This is a genomic window from Gordonia alkanivorans NBRC 16433, assembly GCF_000225505.1.
Lineage (GTDB): Bacteria > Actinomycetota > Actinomycetes > Mycobacteriales > Mycobacteriaceae > Gordonia > Gordonia alkanivorans.
This window is the reverse complement of record NZ_BACI01000048.1, coordinates 69429-94387: the sequence shown is the minus strand read 5'-3', so window position 1 is coordinate 94387 and position 24959 is coordinate 69429. Positions and strand designations below refer to the sequence as shown.

The 24959-nt window shown below is 66.5% G+C and carries 19 protein-coding genes; 8 read left to right on the top strand and 11 right to left on the bottom strand.

The window, feature by feature from the left end; genetic code table 11:
* Positions 1-13: 13 nt before the first annotated feature.
* On the bottom strand, positions 14-1396 hold the full coding sequence (locus tag GOALK_RS07790) for a dynamin family protein (RefSeq protein ID WP_230461901.1): 1383 nt from the start codon (positions 1394-1396) through the stop codon (positions 14-16).
* Positions 1397-1624: 228 nt separating this feature from the next.
* Here GOALK_RS07790 and GOALK_RS07785 point away from each other — a divergent pair, with 228 nt between their 5' ends.
* The 8 genes from GOALK_RS07785 (at position 1625) to GOALK_RS07750 (ending at position 7940) form a co-directional block, all read left to right on the top strand.
* Positions 1625-1996 carry a hypothetical protein gene (locus GOALK_RS07785; protein WP_006358256.1) on the top strand — a complete coding sequence of 124 codons (372 nt, stop codon included), beginning with the start codon at positions 1625-1627 and terminating at the stop codon, positions 1994-1996.
* 2 nt (positions 1997-1998) lie between these two features.
* On the top strand, positions 1999-2553 hold the full coding sequence (locus GOALK_RS07780) for an RNA polymerase sigma factor (RefSeq protein ID WP_006358255.1): 555 nt from the start codon (positions 1999-2001) through the stop codon (positions 2551-2553).
* A gap of 230 nt (positions 2554-2783) precedes the next feature.
* A complete protein-coding gene (locus GOALK_RS07775; RefSeq protein ID WP_006358254.1) occupies positions 2784-3107 on the top strand; it encodes a hypothetical protein in 324 nt (107 codons plus the stop codon).
* A 69-nt stretch (positions 3108-3176) separates the two neighbouring features.
* Positions 3177-4118, top strand: a complete 942-nt coding sequence (locus GOALK_RS07770; RefSeq protein WP_006358253.1) for an AlbA family DNA-binding domain-containing protein — start codon at positions 3177-3179, stop codon at positions 4116-4118.
* A 140-nt stretch (positions 4119-4258) separates the two neighbouring features.
* Positions 4259-5140 (top strand): endonuclease domain-containing protein, encoded by an 882-nt coding sequence (locus GOALK_RS07765; RefSeq protein WP_006358252.1) that lies wholly within the window; start codon positions 4259-4261, stop codon positions 5138-5140.
* A 183-nt stretch (positions 5141-5323) separates the two neighbouring features.
* Positions 5324-5701, top strand: coding sequence for a VOC family protein (locus GOALK_RS07760; protein ID WP_006358251.1), 378 nt, complete (start codon positions 5324-5326; stop codon positions 5699-5701).
* Positions 5702-5727: 26 nt separating this feature from the next.
* On the top strand, positions 5728-6951 hold the full coding sequence (glsA, locus tag GOALK_RS07755) for a glutaminase A (protein ID WP_006358250.1): 1224 nt from the start codon (positions 5728-5730) through the stop codon (positions 6949-6951).
* Positions 6951-7940, top strand: coding sequence for an alpha/beta hydrolase family protein (locus GOALK_RS07750; RefSeq protein WP_006358249.1), 990 nt, complete (start codon positions 6951-6953; stop codon positions 7938-7940). The genes glsA and GOALK_RS07750 overlap by 1 nt, the downstream gene beginning before the upstream one ends.
* 66 nt (positions 7941-8006) lie before the next feature.
* Here GOALK_RS07750 and GOALK_RS07745 read toward each other — a convergent pair whose 3' ends face one another.
* The 10 genes from GOALK_RS07745 to GOALK_RS07700 all read right to left on the bottom strand — a co-directional run bounded on the left by GOALK_RS07745 (position 8007) and on the right by GOALK_RS07700 (position 24957).
* Entirely contained in the window at positions 8007-11963 is a 3957-nt protein-coding gene (locus tag GOALK_RS07745) for a DNA-directed RNA polymerase subunit beta' (protein ID WP_006358248.1), read from the bottom strand.
* 38 nt (positions 11964-12001) lie between these two features.
* Positions 12002-15490, bottom strand: coding sequence for a DNA-directed RNA polymerase subunit beta (rpoB, locus tag GOALK_RS07740; protein WP_006358247.1), 3489 nt, complete (start codon positions 15488-15490; stop codon positions 12002-12004).
* A gap of 347 nt (positions 15491-15837) precedes the next feature.
* Entirely contained in the window at positions 15838-16740 is a 903-nt protein-coding gene (locus GOALK_RS07735; RefSeq protein WP_006358246.1) for a hypothetical protein, read from the bottom strand.
* A complete protein-coding gene (locus GOALK_RS07730; protein ID WP_006358245.1) occupies positions 16740-17423 on the bottom strand; it encodes a hypothetical protein in 684 nt (227 codons plus the stop codon). Before GOALK_RS07730 ends, GOALK_RS07735 begins: the two co-directional genes overlap by 1 nt.
* A 93-nt stretch (positions 17424-17516) precedes the next feature.
* A complete protein-coding gene (locus GOALK_RS07725) occupies positions 17517-18758 on the bottom strand; it encodes an MCE family protein (protein ID WP_006358244.1) in 1242 nt (413 codons plus the stop codon).
* The gene (locus GOALK_RS07720; protein ID WP_006358243.1) at positions 18755-20092 is read right to left on the bottom strand and encodes an MCE family protein; all 1338 of its coding nucleotides are present in this window, start codon (positions 20090-20092) and stop codon (positions 18755-18757) included. The genes GOALK_RS07725 and GOALK_RS07720 overlap by 4 nt, the downstream gene beginning before the upstream one ends.
* Positions 20092-21456, bottom strand: coding sequence for an MCE family protein (locus tag GOALK_RS07715; protein WP_006358242.1), 1365 nt, complete (start codon positions 21454-21456; stop codon positions 20092-20094). The genes GOALK_RS07720 and GOALK_RS07715 overlap by 1 nt, the downstream gene beginning before the upstream one ends.
* Entirely contained in the window at positions 21456-22541 is a 1086-nt protein-coding gene (locus GOALK_RS07710; RefSeq protein ID WP_006358241.1) for an MCE family protein, read from the bottom strand. The genes GOALK_RS07715 and GOALK_RS07710 overlap by 1 nt, the downstream gene beginning before the upstream one ends.
* A gap of 5 nt (positions 22542-22546) precedes the next feature.
* Complete coding sequence (locus tag GOALK_RS07705; protein WP_006358240.1) at positions 22547-23629, bottom strand: MCE family protein; 1083 nt, start codon at positions 23627-23629, stop codon at positions 22547-22549.
* Positions 23626-24957, bottom strand: a complete 1332-nt coding sequence (locus GOALK_RS07700; RefSeq protein ID WP_006358239.1) for an MCE family protein — start codon at positions 24955-24957, stop codon at positions 23626-23628. The genes GOALK_RS07705 and GOALK_RS07700 overlap by 4 nt, the downstream gene beginning before the upstream one ends.
* Between the last annotated feature and the right edge of the window lie 2 nt (positions 24958-24959).

Here is a 24959-nt window from a genome sequence, read left to right as displayed (position 1 = left end):
ACTGTTCCCCGGCTCATGTGGTCCACCGCCCACGGCGCACCAGCTGATAGGTCTGTTCGAGAACCAGCAACGCCTCCTTCTCGGCGGATGTCGCGGCGAAGGCCCGTCGCGTGCGGCAGTCGGTGGCCCGTTCCTTCGCGGCGTCGGCGATCTGCGGTGGCGCGGCATTGGGCGGCAGCGACAACAGCAGGCGCACATCGCGACTCGCGACGACGAGGGTCAGCTCGCCGATGAGGTCGCTGTCGGGTTGCCAGCGGGCGAGGGCCTCGAGCGCGGCGACCTCGCGCAACCGGTGCAGCTCGGGAGCGGTCTCGGCCTCCTCGATCGCCTCCAGGAAGGCATCGCGGCGCGTAGCGCGATATGCGGCCTCGCGGAGTTCGGCCAGTGCGGTGCGGGCCTTGAGGATGTCGCCGACCGCGAGGAAGCGTCGTCCGATCGCGAGGCGCAGTTCGTCGATGCCCGAGACTCGGTGCAGCCATTCGCAATACGCGCGCGCACCCTGGCGGGCGACGTCGGCGCCGGCATCCATCGCGTAGGTACCGACCAGTTCTTCGAGTCTGCCCAGCAGGTCGACGTCGAGTCCCGGTGGTGGCGGCGCCGCGCCGTCGAGGATGGTCAGCAACTCCCAGGATTCGAGGAGTCCGCGACGGGAGATCTGTGCGGTCTCCCGTTCGGTGACGCCGCAGACCCCGGCCTCGGCCATGAGTCCCGACACTGCGACCACTGCACCCGCGATCGCCGGGAACCGCCGCCAGACGCGTCGGGCGATCTCCTGCGCCTTGAGCATCGGGTTGTCCGCGGCGATCAGGTCGGCGTGGGAGATGACCAGGATCGTGTTCTGCGCCGACGCCCCGGCGTCGGCGAGGAACTGCACCTCGTCGGACTTGGGACCCGCCGCGTCGTCGAGGAGGAACAGGATGACGTCGGGTCGCGGCAGCCGACCCTCCCCGGAGAAGACGCGGCGGGTGGCGATCTCGGCGGTGTCGGTGAACCCGGACAGCCCGGGGGTGTCGATGACCCGGAATCGCTCGCGGAGCAGGCGGGACGGGGTGTAGACGACGGCGTGGTCGATGTCCTCGGGTCTCCGTCCGAGGTCGCCGCGTATGGTTCCGGGGCTCTCGGTGACGGTGCCGTCGAGGCCGACGACCTCGACGCGCTGCGGGTTGCCCTCGGTGTACAGGGCGGCGACCTTCGTGCACTCGGCGCGCTCGGTGGGTGCGACGCGGTCGCCGACGAGGGCGTTCAGCAGCGTCGACTTGCCGGCGCTGACGCGTCCGACGAGCGCGACGGTGAGCGGGTTCGCCAGTTGCGCGCGCAGGACACCGATCAGCGCGGGATCGGGCGCGAGGGGAGTGACCTCGTCGAGCAACTGCTCCACGCGACCCCGCACGGTCATGTGTTGCTCCACGCCATCGGTCCTCCAGTTCACGGACACTGCCTCGTGACGTTGCGCCGTTTCCGATTCTGCGCCGTGTCGGTGCCGCCGGGAACATTTCCGCGTCGTCGACACTCCAAGTCACGTGACGAGAATTGTCCATTACCGTCGACGCCCTGACAGTCGACCGGATGACGGTATCCGGGCCGACGCCGCGTGCGTCGCAGATCCGAGCAGGAGTCGAACACCATGACCGACAACACCACCAGTTGGGACGACCCGCTCGACGGGGACGACTTCGAGTCCTGGCTACGCGAGAGCGATCCGCCGAGCGAGCTGGCCGTACCGGCCACGACCTGGGATTCTGCGGTGGAGACCGCCTTTGATCCGTCCCACGAACTGACCGAGGACCTGACCGCCGCGCCCGGACCGGGCCCGCTCGACGAGGAATCGTCCGACGGCTCCCCCGATGCCGAACTCGTGGGATTCGACGACGATCTCGGTGGAGACCTGGACGCCACCCTCGACACCCCAGACGCCTTCGGCAGCGACGACGACGCCGGCGACGAGTCATTCGGGGGAACGACTTTCGACGACTCGGCCCTCGGTGACGACTTCTGAGGATGGACACTTCTGAGGTGCATTCGTTGACCGACGAATCCGATCCGGGCGCAGACCTTCTCGCGCGTGCGCGCTCCGGCGACCCACAGGCCTTCACCATGCTCGTCGAACAGCACCGGGACCGGTTGTGGGCCATCTGTTTACGCATCACCGGCAACCAGCACGACGCCGAGGATGCCCTCCAGGACGCATTGGTCGCCGCGTGGCGCGCGATCGGAAGCTTCCGGGGCGACGCGCAGGTGTCGACATGGCTGTACCGGATCGGATCGAATGCGGCGCTCGCGCGCATCCGCAAACGATCCGACGCCGACGACATCGACGACCACGACCCGGTGAGCTCGCTCGACGTCGCGCAGCAGGTCGTCGTGTCCGATCGCATCCAGGAGGCGTTGTCGCAGGTCCCGGACGCCTACCGGGCCACCTTCGTGCTGCGGGTCTACGGCGAGCTGAGCTATTCGGAGATCGCCGAGGCGCAGGGTATCGGCCTGCAGACCGTGCGCAGCCGCATCTCGCGGGCACGGTCCGTCCTCGCGGACCTGCTTGCGGATCTGCGATAGCAGTCGTTGCCCTCCGCTAACGAATTACGCTCTGTCCGAGCACGTTTCAGCCACCTGAATTCTGGGTTGACCACCTGGTGCGCGATTACGCTCATCCTCGTGCTCATCGGCGGCCAGGTCATCTCATCGGATGATCGACTCCTCCCAGGGAACAAACACCGCCGAGTTCGTCTCCAAGTAACCAGAGCACGAAAATCCATCACCCACAGCATTCCCTGGAAGGAAACATCATGAGCGAGATCCCCGAAGACGCAGTACTCGTCGACACCGACGGCGACGGCACCATCGACGCCGCCCTGACCGACGTGGACGGCGACGGCGTCACCGACGCCGTCCTCGACACCGACGGCGACGGCCAGGCCGATTCCATCGCCTACGACACCGACTCCGACGGCGAGATCGACGTCATCGAGGCCGACACCGATGGAGACGGCTACACCGACCTCGCGGTCGCCGACACCGATGGCGACGGCACCTTCGACACCGCGGTCGACGACGAGGGCAACGTCGAGGTCGGCGACTTCGGCAGCATCGACGGCGGCGACGCGGTCTGACAGTCCACTCCTCGAAGGAATCCCGGTCGCGCATCGCGGCCGGGATTTCGCCCTTTCTAGACTGTCCGAGTGCGAACCGACCTGAGCAAGTTGGCCGACCCCGATCGCGGAAACATCGGATCCCTGGAGTTCGCCATACCGGTGTGGGCGACCGCGACCGCGCTGGTCCTCGTCCTGATGGTGGCCTGGCTCTTCGGGTCCGTCGCGAAGTGGCTGTTGCGTCGACGGGCACGGCTGAACACGACCACCTGCATGGTGCTCTCGATCGTCGGCACTGCCGTCGGCTTGTTCATCGCCGGCGCCGTCGACCACCGCATGGACATCTGGAGCCCGGTGACCATCGTGCTCGGACTGGTGAGTTCGATCGTCGCGGTCGGCGCCTACGCGTTGATCGCGGCTCGGCTGCAGACCCCGACCGACATCTCGGTCGCCGAGATCCTGGAGTCCGGCGAATCCGAACGGGTCGAGTTCAAGTCGACCGCCCGCATGAACCTGCGCACCAAGCAACGCGATCCCGCACTCGAGGCGGTGATCGTCAAGACGGTGGCCGCATTCCTCAACTCCGACGGCGGGAACCTGCTGATCGGCGTCGACGACGACGGCACTCCCCTGGGTCTCGACGCCGATTTCACGTTGCTCCGCCAGCCCGACGCCGACCGGTTCGAACTGTGGCTGCGGGACCTACTCACCACGATGCTCGGTCAGAGCACCGCCGCCGAGGTGGGCATCTCTTTCGAGAAGATGGCTCGTCCCTCTGGAGACGCCGACTCCGAGGGCCCTGCGGAGGCGCTGGTGTGCCGGGTGGAGTGCACCCCGTCGCCGCGCCCGGTCTATCTGCGCGGCACGAAGAACAACGCCGTGCCCGAGTTCTGGGTGCGCGCAGGCAACTCCAGCCGGCAACTGAACGTCGACCAGGCCGCCGAATACGTCATGTACCGCTGGCCGCTCGGCGTCGGACGCGCTGTTGCCGCTCACGTGCAGGCGGCGGTGCGGTTCTCGGCGAGTTCGTAATCATGCTCGCATCCCCCTGACGGCACTCCGAGGGCACAGTGCCCTCGGCAGCCAACCACAGGGACACCACATCTGATCGGGCACATCGCCCGCCGCACGAATCGTGAAACCCGGCGGCGGCGTGGTGCGTCCAAACCGGTATGGGCACCGAATCAGGCGTTTTCACGCTCGCGGAATTGTCGGCGATGGACTGGTCGCGAGATGACATCGCACAGGCACGCCGGGCCGGCACTCTCATCTCCGTCACCCGCGGATGGGTCCGATCACCTGGCGCCGACTCGCGGGTCGTATCCGCGGTGACTGCCGGTGGAGCACTCTCGTGTGTCAGTGCGCTGCGGTTCCATCAGGCGCACGGAAGCCCCGGGATCTGGATTCCACCCGGGCACAGTGAGACGCATGTTCGGCGCAGCAAGCACATGAAATCCGCCGCCCGGCCCACTGGTCCGTTCCGGTGGTGCCAGGGTTTCGGACGCCCACTGCCGGTGACGACGGCAGTCGATGCGATCCCGACAGCTCTCAACTGTGCTGCCCGATGCCTGGGTGCAGAGGAATGGATCGCGGTGGTCGACTCGATGCTCAACACCACCGGGTGGACTGTCCCCGACATACAGGCCCAGATGGGAACCGTGTCCAAGACCGTGGCAGCGATGTTCGCAAGGTGCGACGAGCGCTCGCAGTCCGGCACCGAATCGATAGCCCGGCTTCGACTGCGGGCAGCGGGTTTTCGTGTCGACGTCCAACCATCGATCGGTGGCCGCGAACACGCCGATCTGCGGACCGGGGCGCTGCTCATCGAGTGCGATGGCCGGTCCTACCATTCCGACGAGAACGCCTTCCGGAATGACCGACGGCGGGATCGGATGACGACCATCGACCGGTGGATCACGATGCGCCTGACCTACGACGACGTGCTCTACGGCTGGGATCAGGTACTCGAAGACATCCGCGCGGTCACCCGCCCCGACCGGCACCGCATTCGTCGTGGCAACGACCCCCGCCGCGCCCACCTCGCGTCCCCCTGAGCATCTACCGGGGGCACAGTGCCCTCGACGCCCGTCAGCGGGACGCGAAGCACCATTGGGACTGCGAGGGGGGTGTCGATCGTTCGACACCATCTCCGAGATGCCGTGAAATGCGGACCGGAATCGTCCTCGATACCTGGAATCGTGAGTCTCAGACCGAAAGCCACGACATCAGGAGGAACCATGAACTGGACGCTCGAAGTCGTCACCCTGCCCGTCACAGACGTCGATCGCACCAAGGCGTTCTACGAGTCGATCGGATTCAACCCCGATCACGACCACACCGTGAGTGACGAGGTCCGCTTCGTCCAGATGACCCCGCCCGGGTCGAACTGCTCGATCGCGTTCGGCAAGGGCATCACGGATCGAGCGCCCGGGACCACCGGCCCGCTCATCATCTGCGTCACCGACATCGACGCCGCCCGTGAACAGCTGCTCGCCGCGGGTGTCGAGGCCAGTGAGGTCGACGTCCAGCCGTGGGGTCACTTCGTCTACTTCACCGACCCGGACGGCAACCAGTGGTCGGCTCAGTACCTGCCCTACCGAGACAACGCCGGCTGACACGATCGGCGCAGCTACGGTGGGATATGCGATCCCCCATCGACGACTATCTCCATCAGGTTCTCCGGGACTGCCGCGACGACGACGCCGGGGACGTCATGTCCGGCAATCGTGAACTCGAGCGGGCGGATCCGTCGTCCTTCGGCATCGCGCTGGCAACCGTCGACGGAACCGTCTACACCGCGGGCGACGCCGACCACGAGTTCTCCATGCAGTCCATCGCGAAGCTGCCCGCCTACGCACTCGCGCTGCGGGACCGGGGGCTCGACGGCGTTCTCGACCGCGTGGACACCGAACCGTCCGGTGACGCCTTCAACGAGATCTCCCTGGAGGCCGAGACCGGCCGACCGCGCAACGCGCTCATCAACGCCGGCGCCATCGCCGTCCACGGCATGGTCGACGGCGACGGCGCCACCGAACGGGTCGACCGGATCGTCGACATGGTGGGCACCCTCGCCGGGCGCGAACTGTCCATCGACACCGAGGTTCACTCCGCCGAACTCGCCTCCGACGACCACAACACCGCGCTCGCATATCTGTTGCGATCTGCGGGCAAGCTCGAATACGAACCCGACGAGGTCGTCGACGGGTACGCCGCCCAGTGCGCGATCAAGGTCAGCTGCCGCGACCTCGCGGTCATGGGTTCGGTTCTCGCCAACGGCGGCCTGTCCACCACCAAGGGCGACGAACGTCTCCTCGAGGGCTGGATCACCCGGCACCTGCTGTCGGTGATGGCCACCTGCGGCATGTACGACGGCAGCGGCAGCTGGATGGCGAGGGTCGGGATACCGGCGAAAAGCGGTGTGAGCGGAGCGATCCTGGGTGTCCTCCCCGGTCAGGTCGGGGTCGCGGTGTGGTCACCGCGGCTCGACGAACAGGGCAACAGCGTGCGCGGTGTCGCCGTGTTCGAAAGGCTTTCCCGCGACATGGAATTGCACATGATGCACGTCGCTCCATCGGGCATGCCGGCGCTGCGGTCAGTCGACGAAGACGACGGCGCGACCGTCGTCCAACTCCAGGGCGACGTGCGCTTCGCGGGTGCCGAGATCATCGCAAGCCGTGCGTGTGAAGGCTTTTCGACCGACAAGGTGATCATCGACCTCACCCACGTCCGCGTCATGGACGACGCCGCCCGCGGACTGCTGCGCGAGGTCGCCAAGCGCCTGGGTGACGACCACGACACCCACATCGAGGACCCGAACGAACTGATGGACGAAGGCACCGACGACCAGGACACCGACGAGAAATGATGAACCCGACACGGTTCCGCGTGCCCTGGATCGCGACCCTCGCCGCCATCGTGCTTCTCGGGGTGACACCGGCAGCCGTTCCGGCCGCGCCGGCCACGCGTCCCGTGGACGTGTCGTCGTCTGTGGCCACCGAATGCGCGGGCAAACCCGTGCGGGTCGACACGCGATGGTATTTCCCCGCCGGCCGGCCCACCGCGCTCGTCTGGCTCCAACACGGCTTCTCCCGCAGCGCAGCGAATCTCGATGCCCTGGCGCGCTCCTATGCGAACTCAGGCTTCCTCGTCGTGAGCCCGACACTCGACTCGGTGAACCTCGGCGGGTGCGCCGTCGCGTACAACATCGCCGACAACGCGGCCTTCGCCCGCACCATCGGCGGGGTATTCGGGTCGGGCCGGGACGCCGACAGCCCGCTCGGTGCCAGTCTCGTCCGGGCACGGGACGCCGCCCACCGGCCCGACGTGACGATGCCGTACCGGATGGTGTTCGCCGGCCATTCGGCCGGCGGCGAGTTCGTGGTGGTCGCGGCCGATGCACTCCGCCGAACGGACCCGGTCGCCTACCGGCGTCTGGCGGGACTCATGCTGTTCGACCCCGTCAACTCATTCTTCGGCGGCCACTTCGCCTCCGCCGCAGCATCACTCGGCGCCGACCGGCTCCCCATCAGGGTGATCGCCTCGCAGCCGTCGGTGTCCAACTCCTTCGAGTCCGGGGTGGCGGTCCTCGAGCGGACGACCCGGCAGGAGTTCCTCGGCTCGCGGCTGGTCACCGGCATCCACATCGATGCCGAAGGCGAGTCCACCGACCTGATCGGTGAAGCCTCCGAACTCGCCGTGCCGCGACCCCGCAACGGCCGGGTCATCCGCACCCTGGCCACCGGATGGTCGTCGGACATGGTGGCCGGCACCGTAACCCCGACCTACTACCCCGGCGGACGCTACTACGACCTCCTCCTCTCGACCCGCACCGTCACCACCCTCCCCGTGCGCTGAGATACCCCGGACAGCGAAAAGCCCTCGCACTCAACGAGTGCGAGGGCTTTTCAGCTGAATTACGGCTTACCGGTATTCGTTGGAGAAACCGTAGTCGTCCAGCGGCACCGCAGCGCCGGCCGGAGCACCGAAGGTGCCGTCCGGGCTGTAGTAGGTGTCGTCGTACGACGGCACCGCGTAGGCCGCGGCACGTGCCTCTTCGGTGGGCTGAACCTGGATGTTGCGGTAACGGTTGATACCGGTACCGGCCGGGATCAGCTTACCGATGATCACGTTCTCCTTCAGACCGATCAGCTTGTCGCTGCGGCTGTTGATCGCCGCGTCGGTCAGGACACGCGTGGTCTCCTGGAACGACGCCGCCGACAGCCACGACTCGGTCGCGAGCGAGGCCTTGGTGATACCCATGAGCACCGGACGTCCGGCTGCGGGCTCGCCACCCTCGGTGACCACCTGACGGTTGGCCGCCTCGAACTCGGCACGCTCGACGAGCGAACCGGGCAGGAACTCGGTCGCACCGTGATCGATGATCGTCACGCGACGCAGCATCTGACGAACGATCGTCTCGATGTGCTTGTCGTGGATCGACACACCCTGGCTGCGGTAGACCTCCTGGACCTCGTTGACCAGGTGGATCTGCACCTGACGGGGACCCATGACACGCAGGACCTCGTGCGGGTTGGCCGAGCCCTCCATGAGCTGCTGGCCGACCTCGACGTGGTCACCGTCGGCGAGGAGCCGCTCGGTTCCGTCGTCGTGCTTGAACACGCGCAGACGCTGACGCTTCGAGATCTTGTCGATGACGACCTCTTCGGAACCGTCGTCCGGGATGATCGTGATCTTGTAGAAGCGGTCGTCGTCCTCGAGGCGAATCCGGCCGGAGACCTCCGCGATCGGCGCGACGCCCTTGGGGACGCGGGCCTCGAAGAGCTCCTGGACACGAGGCAGACCACCGGTGATGTCGTCACCGACGCCACCCTGGTGGAACGTACGCATCGTCAGCTGGGTACCGGGCTCACCGATCGACTGGGCCGCGATGATACCGACGGCCTCACCGATGTCGACGAGCTTGCCGGTGGCCATCGAACGGCCGTAGCAGTGCGCACACACACCGGTGCCGGTGGCACAGGTGAGGACCGACCGGACCTTGACCTGGGCGATGCCGGCCGCGAGGAGAGCCTCGATGGCCGGGTCGCCGAGATCGTGGCCGCGCTCGACGACGACGTTGCCGTCGGCGTCGACCGCATCGGCGGCCAGGGTGCGTGCGTACGCCGAGGTCTCGACATGCGCGTCGCGGATGATCGAGCCGTCCGGCTGCTTCTCACCCAGCGGCACGTTGATGCCGCGCTCGGTGCCACAGTCGGTCTCGCGAACGATGACGTCCTGCGACACGTCGACCAGACGACGGGTCAGGTAACCCGAGTCGGCGGTACGGAGAGCCGTGTCCGCCAGACCCTTACGGGCACCGTGCGTGTTGATGAAGTACTCGGCGACGGTCAGGCCCTCGCGGAACGAGGACTTGATCGGACGCGGGATGAACTCACCCTTCGGGTTGGTCACCAGACCCTTCATGCCCGACAGGTTACGAACCTGCGTCAGGTTACCGGTGGCACCTGACTTCGGGATCATGATGATCGGGTTGTCTTCGGGGTAGTACTCCTCCATGGCCTTACCGACTTCTTCGGTGGCCTGCTTCCAGATCTCCACCAGTGCGTCGCGACGCTCGTCCGGCGTGAGGGCACCGCGCTGGAACTTGCGCTCCAGGCCGTCGGCGCGCTCCTCGTAACGGTCGAGGATCTCCGCCTTCTGCGGCGGCACGAGCACGTCGGCCATCGACACGGTGACGCCCGAACGGGTGGCCCAGTAGAAGCCGACGTCCTTGAGCTTGTCGACGGTCTGGGCGACCACGATCATCGGGTAGCGCTCGGCGAGATCGTTGATGATCGCGGCCTGACGCTTCTTCGGCATCTGCTCGTCGACGAACGGGTACTCGATCGGCAGCAGCTCGTTGAAGAGCACGCGGCCCAGCGTGGTGATGGTGGTCCACGGCTGACCGAAACGCCATCCCTCGGGGAACAGCTCGGCCTCGACCTCGGCCGGCGGACGCTGACCGGTCAGACGCACCTTGATGCGCGACTGGACGGTGAGCTGACCGCGGTCGACGGCCATGATGGCCTCGGCCGGGCTCGAGTAGACACCGCGTTCGATGTCGTCGGCGGTCGCCGGGGTGTACTCGCCTTCCGCACCCTCCTTGAGGGAGGTCAGGTAGTACAGACCGGTCACCATGTCCAGACGCGGCATGGCGAGCGGGCGGCCCGATGCCGGCGACAGGATGTTGTTCGACGACAGCATCAGGATGCGTGCCTCGGCCTGCGCCTCCGCGGACAGCGGGAGGTGCACGGCCATCTGGTCACCGTCGAAGTCGGCGTTGAAGGCCTCACACACGAGCGGGTGCAGCTGGATGGCCTTGCCCTCCACCAGCTGCGGCTCGAAGGCCTGGATGCCGAGGCGGTGCAGCGTCGGTGCACGGTTCAGCAGAACCGGGTGCTCGGAGATGACCTCTTCGAGGACGTCCCACACCGCGGGGCGCTGACGCTCGACCATGCGCTTGGCCGACTTGATGTTCTGGGCCTGGTTCAGGTCGACCAGACGCTTCATCACGAACGGCTTGAACAGCTCGAGAGCCATCAGCTTCGGCAGACCACACTGGTGCAGCTTCAGCTGCGGGCCGACGACGATGACCGAACGGCCCGAGTAGTCGACACGCTTGCCGAGGAGGTTCTGACGGAAGCGACCCTGCTTGCCCTTGAGCAGATCGCTCAGGGACTTCAGCGGGCGGTTGCCCGGGCCGGTGACCGGACGGCCACGACGGCCGTTGTCGAACAGGGCGTCGACCGACTCCTGCAGCATCCGCTTCTCGTTGTTCACGATGATCTCAGGGGCACCGAGGTCGATCAGACGCTTGAGGCGGTTGTTGCGGTTGATGACGCGGCGGTACAGGTCGTTCAGGTCGGAGGTCGCGAAGCGGCCACCGTCGAGCTGAACCATCGGACGCAGCTCCGGCGGGATCACCGGCACGGCGTCGAGGACCATGCCCAGCGGCGAGTTGCCCGACTGCTGGAACGCGGCGACGACCTTCAGGCGCTTGAGAGCACGGAGCTTCTTCTGGCCCTTGCCGCTGCGGATGGTCTCGCGGAGCGACTCGGCCTCGGCGTCGATGTCGAAGGTCTCGAGGAGCTTCTTGATCGCCTCGGCACCCATCGAACCCTGGAAGTACTCGCCGTAGCGCTCTTCGAGCTGGCGGTACAGCTTCTCGTCGATGATGAGGTCGCCCGGGGCGAGCTTGACGAACTTGTCCCAGATCTCCTCGAGACCGTCGAGCTCACGCTGAGCGGAGTCGCGCATACGACGCATCTCGCGCTCGGCACCGTCGCGCACCTTGCGGCGCACGTCGGCCTTGGCACCCTCGGCCTCGAGCTCGGCGAGATCCTGCTCGAGCTTCTGCTGACGCTCGTTCAGGTCGGCGTCGCGCTGATCGGCGACGGCCTTCTTCTCGACCTCCATCTCGGCCTCGAGGGTCGAGAGCTCGTTGTGACGCAGTTCGTCGTCGACGGCGGTGATCACGTAGGCGGCGAAGTAGATGATCTTCTCGAGATCCTTCGGCGCCAGGTCGAGCAGGTAGCCCAGCCGGCTCGGCACACCCTTGAAGTACCAGATGTGCGTGACCGGGGCGGCCAGTTCGATGTGGCCCATGCGCTCACGGCGCACCTTGGCCTTGGTCACCTCGACGCCGCAGCGCTCGCAGATGATGCCCTTGAAGCGGACGCGCTTGTACTTACCGCAGTAACACTCCCAGTCGCGGGTCGGTCCGAAGATCTTCTCGCAGAACAGGCCGTCCTTCTCGGGCTTGAGCGTGCGGTAGTTGATCGTCTCCGGCTTCTTGACCTCACCGTATGACCAGTTGTGGATGTCGTCGGCCGTGGCCAGGCCGATCTTCAGTTCGTCGAAAAAGTTGACGTCGAGCACTTGTTACCTTTCCAGAGCTCTGTTGTCAGTGGTGAGGATCAGTTGGCGAGGTCGTCGACGGTTGCCGACTCGTTGCGCGACAGGTTGATTCCGAGGTTGGCAGCAGCGCGCTCCAGGTCCTCGTCGTCGGTGTCGTGCATCTCGATGGCGGCACCGTCGGAGCTGAGCACCTCGACGTTCAGGCAGAGCGACTGAAGTTCCTTCAGAAGCACCTTGAACGACTCGGGGATACCCGGTTCCGGGATGTTCTCGCCCTTGACGATCGCCTCGTAGACCTTCACGCGGCCCACCACGTCGTCCGACTTGATGGTGAGCAGCTCCTGCAGGGTGTAGGCGGCGCCGTACGCCTGCATCGCCCAACACTCCATCTCACCGAAGCGCTGACCACCGAACTGCGCCTTACCACCCAGCGGCTGCTGGGTGATCATCGAGTACGGACCGGTCGAACGAGCGTGGATCTTGTCGTCGACCAGGTGGTGCAGCTTGATGATGTACATGTAGCCGACCGCCACGGGGTACGGGAACGGCTCGCCGGAACGACCGTCGAACAGCGTCGCCTTGCCGTCGCCGTTGACCATGACCTCACCGTCGCGGTTGGGCAGCGTCGAGGACAGCAGTCCGGTCAGCTCCTCCTCACGCGCACCGTCGAACACCGGGGTGGCGGTGTTGGTGTCGGGCTCCGCCGAGTACATGTCCTCGGGCAGGTTCGAGGCCCACTCCGGGACGCCCTCGGCCACGTTGATGTTCCAGCCGGCCTTGGCGATCCACCCGAGGTGGGTCTCCAGGATCTGACCGATGTTCATACGACGCGGGACACCGTGGGTGTTCAGGATGATGTCGACCGGGGTGCCGTCGGGCAGGAACGGCATGTCCTCCTGGGGGAGGATCTTGCCGATGACGCCCTTGTTGCCGTGACGACCGGCGAGCTTGTCGCCGTCCTGGATCTTGCGCTTCTGGGCCACGTAGACGCGGACCAGCTCGTTGACGCCCGGCGCGAGATCGTCGTCGTCGTCGCGGCTGAACACGCGCACGCCGATGACCTTGCCGGTCTCGCCGTGGGGCACCTTCAGCGAGGTGTCGCGAACCTCACGGGCCTTCTCACCGAAGATGGCACGCAGCAGACGCTCTTCCGGGGTCAGCTCGGTCTCGCCCTTCGGGGTGACCTTGCCGACCAGGATGTCGCCGTCGCGGACCTCGGCACCGATGCGCACGATGCCGCGCTCGTCGAGGTCGGCGAGGACCTCGTCGGAGACGTTCGGGATGTCCCGGGTGATCTCCTCGGCACCGAGCTTGGTGTCGCGGGCGTCGATCTCGTGCTCCTCGATGTGGATCGAGGTCAGGACGTCCTCTTCCACGAGTCGCTGCGACAGGATGATCGCGTCCTCGTAGTTGTGGCCCTCCCACGGCATGATCGCCACGAGCAGGTTCTTGCCGAGCGCCATCTCACCGTTCTCGGTGCAGGGGCCGTCGGCGAGGACCTGGCCGGCCTCCACGCGCTGGCCCTCGTCCACGATCGGACGCTGGTTGGCGCAGGTGCCGTGGTTCGAACGCGCGAACTTGCGCATCCGGTAGGTGTCACGGGTGCCGTCGTCGGACATGACGGTGATGTAGTCGGCCGAGACCTCTTCCACCACACCGGTCTTGGACGACACGATGACGTCACCGGCGTCGACGGCGGCACGGAGCTCCATACCGGTACCGACCAGCGGCGACTCGTTGCGCACCAGCGGCACGGCCTGACGCTGCATGTTCGCACCCATCAGGGCGCGGTTCGCGTCGTCGTGCTCGAGGAACGGGATCATCGCGGTCGCGACCGACACCATCTGGCGCGGCGAGACGTCGAGGTACTCGACATCGGTGGCGCCCACGAACTCCACCTCAGAGCCCTTCTTGCGCACCAGCACACGCTCGTCGGTGATACGGCCGCTGCCGTCGAAGTTGGTGTTGGCCTGACCGATGAGGAAGCGATCCTCCTCGTCAGCGGTCATGTACTGGATCTCGTCGGTGACGACACCGTCGACGACCTTGCGGTACGGGGTCTCGATGAAACCGAACGGGTTGACCCGTGCGTACACCGAGAGCGAACCGATCAGACCGATGTTCGGACCCTCAGGGGTCTCGATCGGGCACATACGGCCGTAGTGCGACGGGTGGACGTCGCGCACCTCGAGGCCGGCACGCTCACGACTCAGACCGCCCGGGCCCAACGCCGACAGACGACGCTTGTGGGTCAGACCCGACAGCGGGTTGTTCTGGTCCATGAACTGCGACAGCTGGCTGGTGCCGAAGAACTCCTTGATCGCCGCCACGACGGGACGGATGTTGATCAGGGTCTGCGGGGTGATCGCCTCGACGTCCTGGGTGGTCATGCGCTCACGCACGACACGCTCCATACGCGAGAGGCCCACGCGGATCTGGTTCTGGATCAGCTCGCCGACGGTACGCAGACGACGGTTGCCGAAGTGGTCGATGTCGTCGACCTCGACGGGAACCTCCACACCACCGGGGACGGTCATGTAGGTGGTCGTGTGCGGGTCGGCCTCGTGCAGACGCACCAGGTACTCGACGGTCGCGATGATGTCCTCGCGGGTCAGGGTCGACTCGCCGGTCATCGGGTTGCCCGTCAGACCCAGCTTCTTGTTGACCTTGTAGCGGCCCACACGGGCGAGGTCGTAGCGCTTGTCCTTGAAGAACAGGTTCTCCAGGAGGTTCTCCGCGGACTCCTTGGTCGGCGGCTCACCCGGACGCAGCTTGCGGTAGACCTCGAGCAGCGCCTCGTCCTGGTTGGCGGTGTTGTCCTTCTCCAGGGTCGACATCATGATCTCGGAGAAGCCGAAGCGCTCGGTGATCTCCTCGGTGGTGAAGCCGAGGGCCTTGAGCAGCACGGTGACCGGCTGACGGCGCTTGCGGTCGATACGCACACCCACGGTGTCGCGCTTGTCGACGTCGAACTCCAGCCACGCACCGCGACCCGGGATCACCTTGACGGTGTGCAGGGTCTTCTCGGTGGCCTTGTCGATCGCGGCGTCGAAGTACACACCGGGGCTGCGGACCAGCTGGCTCACCACGACACGCTCGGTGCCGTTGATGATGAAACTGCCCTTGTCGGTCATGATCGGGAAGTCGCCCATGAAGACGGTCTGCGACTTGATCTCACCGGTGTTGTTGTTGATGAACTCAGCGGTGACGAACAGCGGCGCCGCGTAGGTCATGTCCTTGTCCTTGCACTCCTCGACGGAGGCCTTGACCTCGTCGAAGTGCGGCTCGGAGAACGACAGGGACATCGACCCGGAGAAGTCCTCGATCGGGGACAGCTCGTGGAGGATGTCCTCCAGCCCGCCCGTCGGGTTCTCTTCTCCGCGGGCGATCGCCTTGGCGCGCCACTCCGGGGACCCGACGAGCCATTCGAAGGAATCGAGTTGGAGGTCGAGGAGGCCGGGAACCTCCAGCGGCTCGCTGATCTTTGCAAACGACGCGCGATGCGGCGCGCCGGGGATTGTTGAGGTGGACTGGCGGTTGACTGCCAAGATGCGTCCTTCCAACACGACGTTATTCACAACCTAGATGTGCGGTGGCTTGATGGGCCGTTCGCTGGTGACACCCTGAGATCGGCGATCACCGCAGCACACACATACAAGGAGTGGCCGAAGAAGGATCGATAGATGGACAGGAGGCAGCCAGCGCAACGTCCAACTGTAGCAGAAAATAGACGTCCTTTGTCAAGTCCGTCGAGAAACGATTTCGCACGGGTGGCTGCCTGCACGTCAATCGCTGGTCACAGCCTGGCCTGACAACGCCGAAACGTCAAGCGGTACGCGCCAATTTCGCGAACTTGTCCCCGGAGTCGTCCGACCGCCTGGCGGTCACGCCCGGATCAGAAGGGCTCGACGCCCTGGATCCGCCACGTGTCGCCCTCCTTGACCATGGCGAACTGCGCACGCGGGGCACCGCTGTTGGTGGCCATGCTGTTCTGCGTCTCGCTGATGATCATGTTCGCGATAACGGTCGCGTGGGCGCCGTCGCCGCCGCCGGTCAGATCCTTGACGCCGAGGGCGTCGACCCGGCACTCGGCACCGGTCTTCGTCTGGGTGATCAGGTCCTTCTGCGCCTTGAAGGTCTTGTCGAACTCTTCCCGCGCCTGACCGGTCAACGCATCCTGGGCACGCTTCTGCCAGGCGTCGAGCTCGGTGTGCTCGTAACCGAAGATCGCGCAGATCCGTTCCTGCGCCTGCCCGGTCAACTGCGACGTGGCCTCCTGGTCGACGAAGGCCTTGTTGGGACCCACGTCGGCACCGGGATGGAAGGCGAGGACCACGGCGACGATGCCGAGGACCACCGCGGCCGCGGCGAGGATCGCCGCGAGCGGGGCCGTACGCTTCTTCCTGCCCTCGGCACTCCCCTGCCGGCCGGGCCGGCCCATCGGGCGGTTCGACGAGGTGTCCTCATCGGTTCTGCCGGCTGCGCTGGGACGCAGGGTCGAGACCCGGGAGACGGGCCTGGTCTTCGGCTTGGTGAGGTCGGGCTTCGCGGGGGCGGTGTCGGTGTCGGCGGCGTCGACGGAGCTCGAGGTGTCGTCACCGGACCCTTCGTGGCTCGTCGACTCGCTCCGCTCGCCCGGCCCGGCGGCTTTCGCTCCTTGCACCTCAGGGAGCGCGGGTGCCGACGCATCGACCTCGGGGGCATCGGGTGTCTGCCCGGGCTGCGTGGCACGGGTGTGTCCGGCGACCTTCGGCGTCGGACGACGCTTGCCTGCGGGCTTCTTCGGGTTCTGGGCCATCAGTTTCCGCCTCCCGGTGCCGGCGCGGGCGCCTGTCCGTTACCCGACTGTCCCGCGTCGGCGTAGGCGATGCCTTCCAGGCCGAGGAGGTTCTCGGCCTTCCAGGTGTCGCCGTCCTTGATCATGCTGACGTCGAATCCGCGCGTCTCGTCGACGCCGGGCTGGCCGGGCCGCTCGAGGGTCGTGATGACGTAGACGAGGACCTTCGCCTTGCCCTCGTCGGGGTTGACCTCGCTCGGCGCGCTGCGCACCAGGCGGGCGCTCAGCTTGGCGGCGTCCGGGCCGGCATTCGACAGCATGTCGAGGACGCTCCCGTCCTTGCCGCCGAGCACCTCGTTCTTGGCCTTGCCGGTCAGCGACGCCTCGGCGCGCTCCCGGAAACCGTCGAGGTCGGCGGGATCGATCGTGGTGATGTTGAGGACGGCCTGTTCGGCCGCCTGGGTCGCGTCGTCACGCGTCTGCTGCGCCGGGTACTGGTTGGCATAGACGTCGTAGGCACGCACTCCGAACACGGCCACGCACACCACCGCCGCGATCACCGCGACGATCGCCAGCGCAAGCGGCGCGACGCCTGCGAGCCGCCTCAGCGCGGGTCGGGTGCCGGTGTTCTTCTCGGTCGGACCTGCATCCGGATCGGTCGAGCCGGTCGATGCAGAACCTGTGGGTTCGGGGGTGCCAGTCATAGCAGAAGACACTGTATAGATCGCTCCTGAGCGCAGGCCAAGGCCCGAGTGTCCGCACGAAGCGGAACCGGAGCCCTGGAAGGCCTGCGTCGTCTACTTGGGCCGCACGCCGAGCAGCGCTGCGAGCTGCTGGGCCAGCGGGTTGAGGTTCAGCTTGTCGGGGTCCTTCTTCGGCGTGGAATCCCACGGCTGCGGGTACGCCGGGTTGGCGTACTTCGCACGCTCCGCACTGCGCACACCCGTCGGGTTGCCCAGCGGCACAGTGCACTTGGCCTCCGTGTTGAACGGGAAGGCGTCGTAGTGCTTGTCGAAGTTCGGGTTCTTGCGCCGCATCTCCGCCATGATCGCGTCGGTGCCGCCATAGCCCCGCGTACAGGCCGCCGGGTTGTTGGTCTCGAGGACGACGCCGAAGTGGATCTGGCCGTCGCCGGGTGCCGGTGAGTGGCTGCCCGCCGACAGAGCGGAGAGCATCGCGAAGGTCGTCGAGATGTTGTAGGTCGCCGGCTCGATGGTGCGGGACACCTCGGCGAGATCCTTCACCACCTTGGAGATGTCGTTGCCGTTCTTCTGGATCAGCTCGGAGATCTGCGTGGCCGACAGCGTGCCGGTGGTGAGCAGACGTCGGAGGTCGGGGTCGGAGCTCGCGAGGGTCGCGGTGACCAGGTCGAGGTTCCGCGACCACGTGAGGATCGCATCCGACTGGTCTGCCTGCGTGGCGAGCACGACATTGGAATCCTGGATGAGCGAGACGACCTCGGGCAGGTTGTCGACGCCCGCGCGCGACAGCTTGCCGAGCGAATCGACCAGGCGGGTGAGGTTCTCACTCTGACCGTTGAACGCCTTGCCGAGTTCGGTGATGACCGTGTGCAGGTCGTCGACCGGGATCGACGAGGTGAAGTCGATGGCCGACTTCACGACGTCCTCGAGCGGCTCGGGCAGCTGGTACTTGGTGATGACGTCGCCCGCCTTGAGGTACGGACCCGACGAGGTCGTCGGCTGCAGGTCGACGTACTGCTCACCGATCGCCGATCGCGAGGCGACGACGGCGGTCGCCGACGCCGGGATGTCCGGGCCGCCCTTGTCGATGTCGAGCTTCACGTCGACGCCGGACTTGGTCAGCGTGAGTCCGCCGACGCGCCCCACCGGCACACCCTGGTAGGTGACCTCGGCGTTGGTGAAGATGCCGCCGGAGTCGGGCAGCTGCGCGGTGACCGAGTACATGCCGACGCCGGCCAGCTTGTCGAGTCGCGCGTACTTCGCGCCCACATAGACCAGCGCCACCAGGCCGACGACGACGAACACGATCAGCTGGATCTTGACGAGCTTGCTGATCATCGTCCTGCTCCTGTCGGTGCCTCAGGGGTCTGCGACTTCGGCGCCAGACCCATCGCCGCGAGCGGGCCGTCGAGAACGCCCTGTCCGGGTTTGGCGGGTGTGGGCATCGGGCCGGCGCCGTCGGCGGACCGGGAGAACGATGCCGCCGGGTAGCGACCGCCGGACGGCGGGGTGTTCGGTCCGGGACGCCAGTTAGGGCCGGGCGGCAACAGGGTGATCGTCGGCCAGCCGTAGCGCGGTCCGTTGCCGTTGTAGTACGGGTTCCGCGGATCGACAGGCACCTTCACCCGGGCCGGGGGCGAGTACTTCGGTGTCCCCTGCCCCACGCCGAGCGCCTCGAGCTGGTTGAGGAGCCGGAGGTCCAACGTCATGAACAGGTTGGTCGAGTCGCCCTTGACACCGGGCAGCAGCCAGTCCGGGAACGGATGGGTCAGGACCAGCGGTGCGGCGGTGATCGCATCGGGCGCAGCAGCGGCGAGCTGGGTGAGCACGGGACGCAGTGCCTTGAGGTCGTTGATCAGCGCCTTGCGCGACTTGCCGAGCACGTCGGTGCCGACCTGACCGAGCTGGTCGAGCTTGGTCAGCAGGTCGACGAACTGCGGACGCTGCTCCTCCAGCACCTCGATGCCCTCGGGCAGCTGCTTGAGGATGCGGTCGATCTGATCGGTCTGCGCCGCGGTCCGTTCGGACAGGTCGGCGAGGCCGTCGATCGCGCCGATGATGTCGTCACGCTGGCGGTTGAGGCCGGCGATGAGCTTCTCGGTCTGGTCGATGAGGTCGCGGACCTTGCCGGCCCGGCCGTCGAGCGTCTTGTTCAGCTCGGTGACGATCGGCTGGATCTGGTTGATGCCGCCGCCGGTCAGCAGCAGCGCCAGCGCTCCGAGAACCTGCTCGATGTCGGTCGCGGTACGGGTTCGCGACGTGGGGATCGGCTGGGCCGGGTTCTGCCGCGGCGCGTCGGCGCTGCCGTCCGGCTCGGACAGGGACACGAACTTCTCGCCGAGCAGCGAGGTCTGCTGAACGCTCGCCTCGGCCTTGTCGGACAGGTCGACCTCGTTCTTGACCTCGACCGTGACCTGGGCGAACCACTGGTCATCAGGCACCTCGACCGCGGTCACGCGGCCGACGGGGATGCCGTCCCGCTTGACCATCGACTGGGGCACCAGGTCGAGCACGTCGTCGAACTGGATCTTGTAGGTGCGTGCGTTGTCGCCGGTGTCGACGCCGCCGGGTAGCGGCAGCGACTGGATGCCGTTGGACATACAACCCGACACCAGCACGGTCAGCGACAGGACCGCGCCGGCCAGCGTCATCCGCATGGTGCGTCGGTTCATCAGTTGCCTCCCCGAGGACGTGGGGTGGTCGACTTGGTGGTCGACGACGATGCGGGTGCGCGTGCCGCCGGCGGCGCGGGAGTCCGCGACGACGGGGTTCCGATCTCGGGATCCGGGTTACCGGGAACCGTGCCGGGCACGGGCGCCTTCTGCAGCTTGTTGTTGCTCATGATGCCGAAGGGCAGCACGGGCAGCAGCGGCTCGAGCACACCGTCGGTGATCTGCTTGCCGAGCGCCTCACACTGGCTGATCAGCGGACGCAGCGTGTTGCTGAACTGCGTGGCCTGCGGGTTGCCCGGGAGCAACTGACCGAGGTCGAGCAGGCGGCACTGCGCACCGATCAGGTCCTGCAGATCCGGGATCGTCAGGCGCATCGACAGGGTTCCCGACTCCGCGTCGTAGGCGTTGATCAGATTGCTGATGGTGATCGGCAGGACGGTGAGGACCTCTTTGAGGTTGTTCTTCTCGTCGAGCAGCGCCTGCGTCGTCGGCTGCAGGTCCTTGACGGTCTCGCCGATCTGCTCGCGGTTGTCGTCGAGGAACTCCGCCACGTCGCCGAGGGCGAACGACAGCTTGTTCAGGGCCGACGCGAGCTGGTCGCGTTCGCCGGCGAGGAACTTGTTGAACGACGCCATCTGCGTGTTGAACTGCCGCACCTGGGCATCGTTCTCGCGCAGCGCGCCGACGAAGGTGTTGAGGTTCTTGACGGTGTCGAAGAGGTTGCCCCGCGAATCGCTGAGGGTCGTGGTGGCCTTCGACAGGTTCTCGATGGCCTCGCCGAGCTTCTCGCCGTTGCCCTCGAGGTTGGCGGCACTGGTCGCGACGAGTTCGCTCACCGCGCCCTGGCGGCCGGTGCCGTCCTGCTTGTTGGCGCCGTCGGGACCGAGCGCGTCCGACAGTTCCTTGACGCTGCGATACAACTCGTCGACCTCCACCGGAACCATCGTCTGGTTCACATCGAGGGTGATGTCGCGGGAGGCCTTCGGTCCGCCGGAGTAGGCGGGGGTCAGCTGGATGTAGCGGTCGGCAACCACGGACGGGATCACCTGCACGGCACGGACGTCCTCGGGCAGCGTGATGCCGCGGTCGACGGTCATCGTCACCTTCACGGTGTCGCCCTGTGGAGTCACCGAGTCGACCTTGCCCACGGCGACGCCGAGGATGCGCACGTCGGAACCCTCGTAGATGCCGACGGAACGCTTGAATGTCGCGGTGATCTTGGTGGTCCCCATCGAAGAGAACACCCACCACAGCGCGCCGGCGACAACCAGCGCGATGATCAGCCCGAGGACGAGCGCCACGATGTGGCGCGGTGTGAACCACCGGCCGGGACCGGAGGTCTGTGTGAGGTCTGGCGCGGTCATCAGCCTGCCTCCGTTCCGCCGTTGTTCTGTTCCAGCGTCTTCTTGTTCGGCGGACGTGTGGTGTTCTGTTGCGGCAGGGCCGGCGGCAGGAGGTTCACCACGGTCGACTCGAGCCAGCGGCCGTTGCCGAGCGCGTTGGCGTAGAGCCGGTAGAACGGCGCCATGTACTTGATCGAGTCCCGGATGTTCTGGTTCTGACGCTGCAGCAGTTCATTGACGCCCTTCAGCGCGTCGAGCGCCGGCCCGATCTGCTCCTCGTTGTCGCGCACGATGCCGGTGAGCGAGTCGCCGAGGCTCGTCGTGCTCGCGAGCAGCGCGGAGATGGCCTGCTGCCGGTTGTTGAGCTCGTCGAGGAGCTGTCCCGCACCGCCGATGAGGCGCACGAACTCCTCGTTGCGGTCGGCCAGCAGCTTCGACGTGTCCTTGGTGGCGGCGAGGAGCTTCTGCACCTCCTGGTCGCGGCTGGCGATCGTGTTGGACAGACGCGCCAGCCCGTCGAGCGCCGGACCGGTGGTGCCCGCGGTGCCCGAGAAGGCGTCGGAGAGCACGCGCATCGACTCGGCCAGCTGGTCGTTGTCGAAGTCCTCGATCTGATTCGCGGCGGCCGAGAACGCCTCGATGACGTCGTACGGGGCGACCGTGTCGGTCAGCGGGACGTCGGGATCGGCGGGCTCGCTGCCGCGCGGGTTCAGCGACAGGAACTTCTGACCCAGGATCGTCTTGATCTGGATCGACGCCTGCGTCTGGTCGCCGATCCAGGTGTTCTCCACCTTGAAGGTCACGTCGACCTTGTCGCCGTTGAGCTTCACCGCGTCGACCTCACCGACCTTCACACCGGCGACGCGCACCTCGTTACCGGGCTTGAGCCCGGCGGCCTCGGAGAACTTCGCGGTGTAGCGGGCTCCGGCACCGAGCAACGGGACGTCGGTCAGGTAGAACGCGCTGAGTCCCAGCATCATCAGGATCAGGATGCCGATGGCACCGATGCTCACCGGACTGCGTCGACCACCGAACCGGCGATGGGGGTGCTTCTTCGGCGCATCCGCCCGGGCTGCGTCGTCCTGGTTGTCGTTCTGGTCTGCCATCGTGGTCACCCCCCTGGCTTCTCGTCGGTCCAGCAGCGCGTCGCGGCGCTGGTGTAGAGCACGTGATTGATGTCGGGCAACGGCACCAGCGGTTGTGTCAGCACCGTCGACTTGCCGTTGCCGGCGACGATGTCGATGCCGCACAGATAGAACTGGAACCAGGAACCGAAGGTCGCGGCCCGGCCGATCTTCTGCAGCTTGATCGGCAGGTTGGTCAGCGTCTGCTCGATGTCCTTGTCGCGCTTGTTGATCTGATCGGCGAGCGACTTCAGACCGGCGATGTCGCCCTGGATGGAGGGTCGCGTCGCACCGAGGATGTTCGCGGTCACCGAGGTCAGGTTGGACACCGACGAGATTGCCGAGCCCACCGAACCGCGCTGTGCGGCAAGGCCGGTCACCAGCTTCTCGGTGTTGTCGAGGAGGCTGGTGAACTGCGCGTCGTTGCGGTTGACCGTGTCGAGCACCTTGGTGAGGTTGCCGATCAGGTCACCGATGACCTTGTCCTTGTCGGCGATCGCATTCGTCAGGTCCGCGGTGTCGCTGACCAGGCGCGTGATCGAGCCGCCCTGACCGTCGAAGATCGCGATGATCTGCTCTGTCAGCTTGTTGACGTCTTCGGCCGACAGCTGCTGGAACAGCGGACGGAACCCGTTGAACAGTTCGGTGAGGTTCACCGGCGGATGCGTGTCGGTGCGGCCCGGCTCCAGCCCGAACGTGTGGCCCTGCGCCACGGTCTTCGTCGGGTCGCCCGCCCCCCGCTCCAGACCGAGGTACCGGAGACCGGTGAGGTTGCGGTAGCGGATGTAGAGCTGGGTGCCGTCCGGCAGCCGGTCACGGTCGACGTTGAACGAGACCATGGCCCGGTTGCGGTCGTAGACCTCGACCTTCTCCACCTGTCCCACCCGGACGCCCGCGATGCGGACGTCGTCGCCCGCATTGAGCAGCGTGGCGTCGGTGAAGACGGCCTTGAACTTCGCGTCACCGTCACCACCGGCGTTCGCGATGGTCAGCGCGAGCAGGCTGGTGGTGACCACGGTGACGACCGCGAAGACGATCAGCTTGACGAGGGGCGCGATGATCGACCTCATTTGATGTCGACCTTCGCTCCCTGGAGGGCGCCGCCGGCGAGCATCGTGACCCAGGTCGGCACCGACTCCGGCGTCTCACCGGTGGTCGCGCCGTAGATGACCTGGAGCTGCTTGCGGTAGTCCGGGTCATCGAACGGGTTGGGCTCGACCGATCCCGCGGGGATGCCGCTGAACTGCGGCTGCGGGAGCGTCTTGACGGTGCGCGGGCCTGCGTTGCGTGACGGCGGCTGGTAGCTGCCGTCGGCGAGGCCGCCACCCGGGTACTGCGGGAACGGGCGACCGTTTTTGGCGGGCTCGTAGCACACGGCGGGTGGATCGAGGTCCATGAAGCGGGGTTCGTCCTGGTTCGGTAGGTATCGGCCACGGGGATTGACGAACTGCAGGTTCACGCGCACGCCCGGGTTCTTGGTGCCCTCGCCCACGATGACTCGAGACTCGGGGATCAGACCGGCGAAATTGCGGAACGTGCACACGAACGTCGGAGACTGCTTGGCCAGCCCGACGAGCAGTTGTTCGGAATCGACGGCGAGGTCGATCAGGTCGGTTCGGTTCTGGCGGAGCCAACCGGTGAGGTCATCGGAGGCCACACCGAGCGTGGCGATCAGGGTCCGCAGATCGCCCTGCCGTCCGACGATGGTGTTCGACGTGGTGCGGAACGAGTCCAGCGCGTCGACGACGTCGGGCAGCGCCTGCGAGTAGGTCTGCGAGAAGGTGGCCAGGCCCTCGAGGGTGCCCTCGAGGTCGGGCAGGTTCTTGTTGACCTCGCCGAAGATCTGGTCGAGCTCCTCGAGCGTGGTGCCGATCTGCTCGCCGCGACCCGACAGCGCCTTCGACAGCGAGGTGAGCGTGGCGTTGAGATCCTGCGGCGGGATCGCCTCGAGCACCGGCAGCAGGTCGTCGAACAACTGCTGGACCTCGAGAGCATTGCCGCTCTTGTCGGTCTCGATGGTTGCGCCGTTCTTCAGCGTCGGACCGTTGTTGTCCTCGGGAACCTGCAACGCCACGTACCGCTCACCGAAGAGCGTCTTCGGCAGGATGCGCGCGGTGGTCTTGTCGGACAGCTCCGAGGCCTTGGTCGGATCGAGGCCGAGGATGACCTCCACCGAACCGTCGGGCGCCGGCTTGACCTCGCGGACCTCGCCGACGACCATGCCGCGCGCCTTCACGTCGGCGTTCGCGGGAAGCGCGTTGCCGGTGGAGTCGGTCAGCAGGGTGACGTCGGTGAAGTCTTGGAACGTCTTGTTGAACTTGGTGATGGTCGCGGTGAGGAACAGTGCGACCACGATGAAGAAGACCAAGCCGAGCAGTCGTCGGCGCAGGACCGCCATCT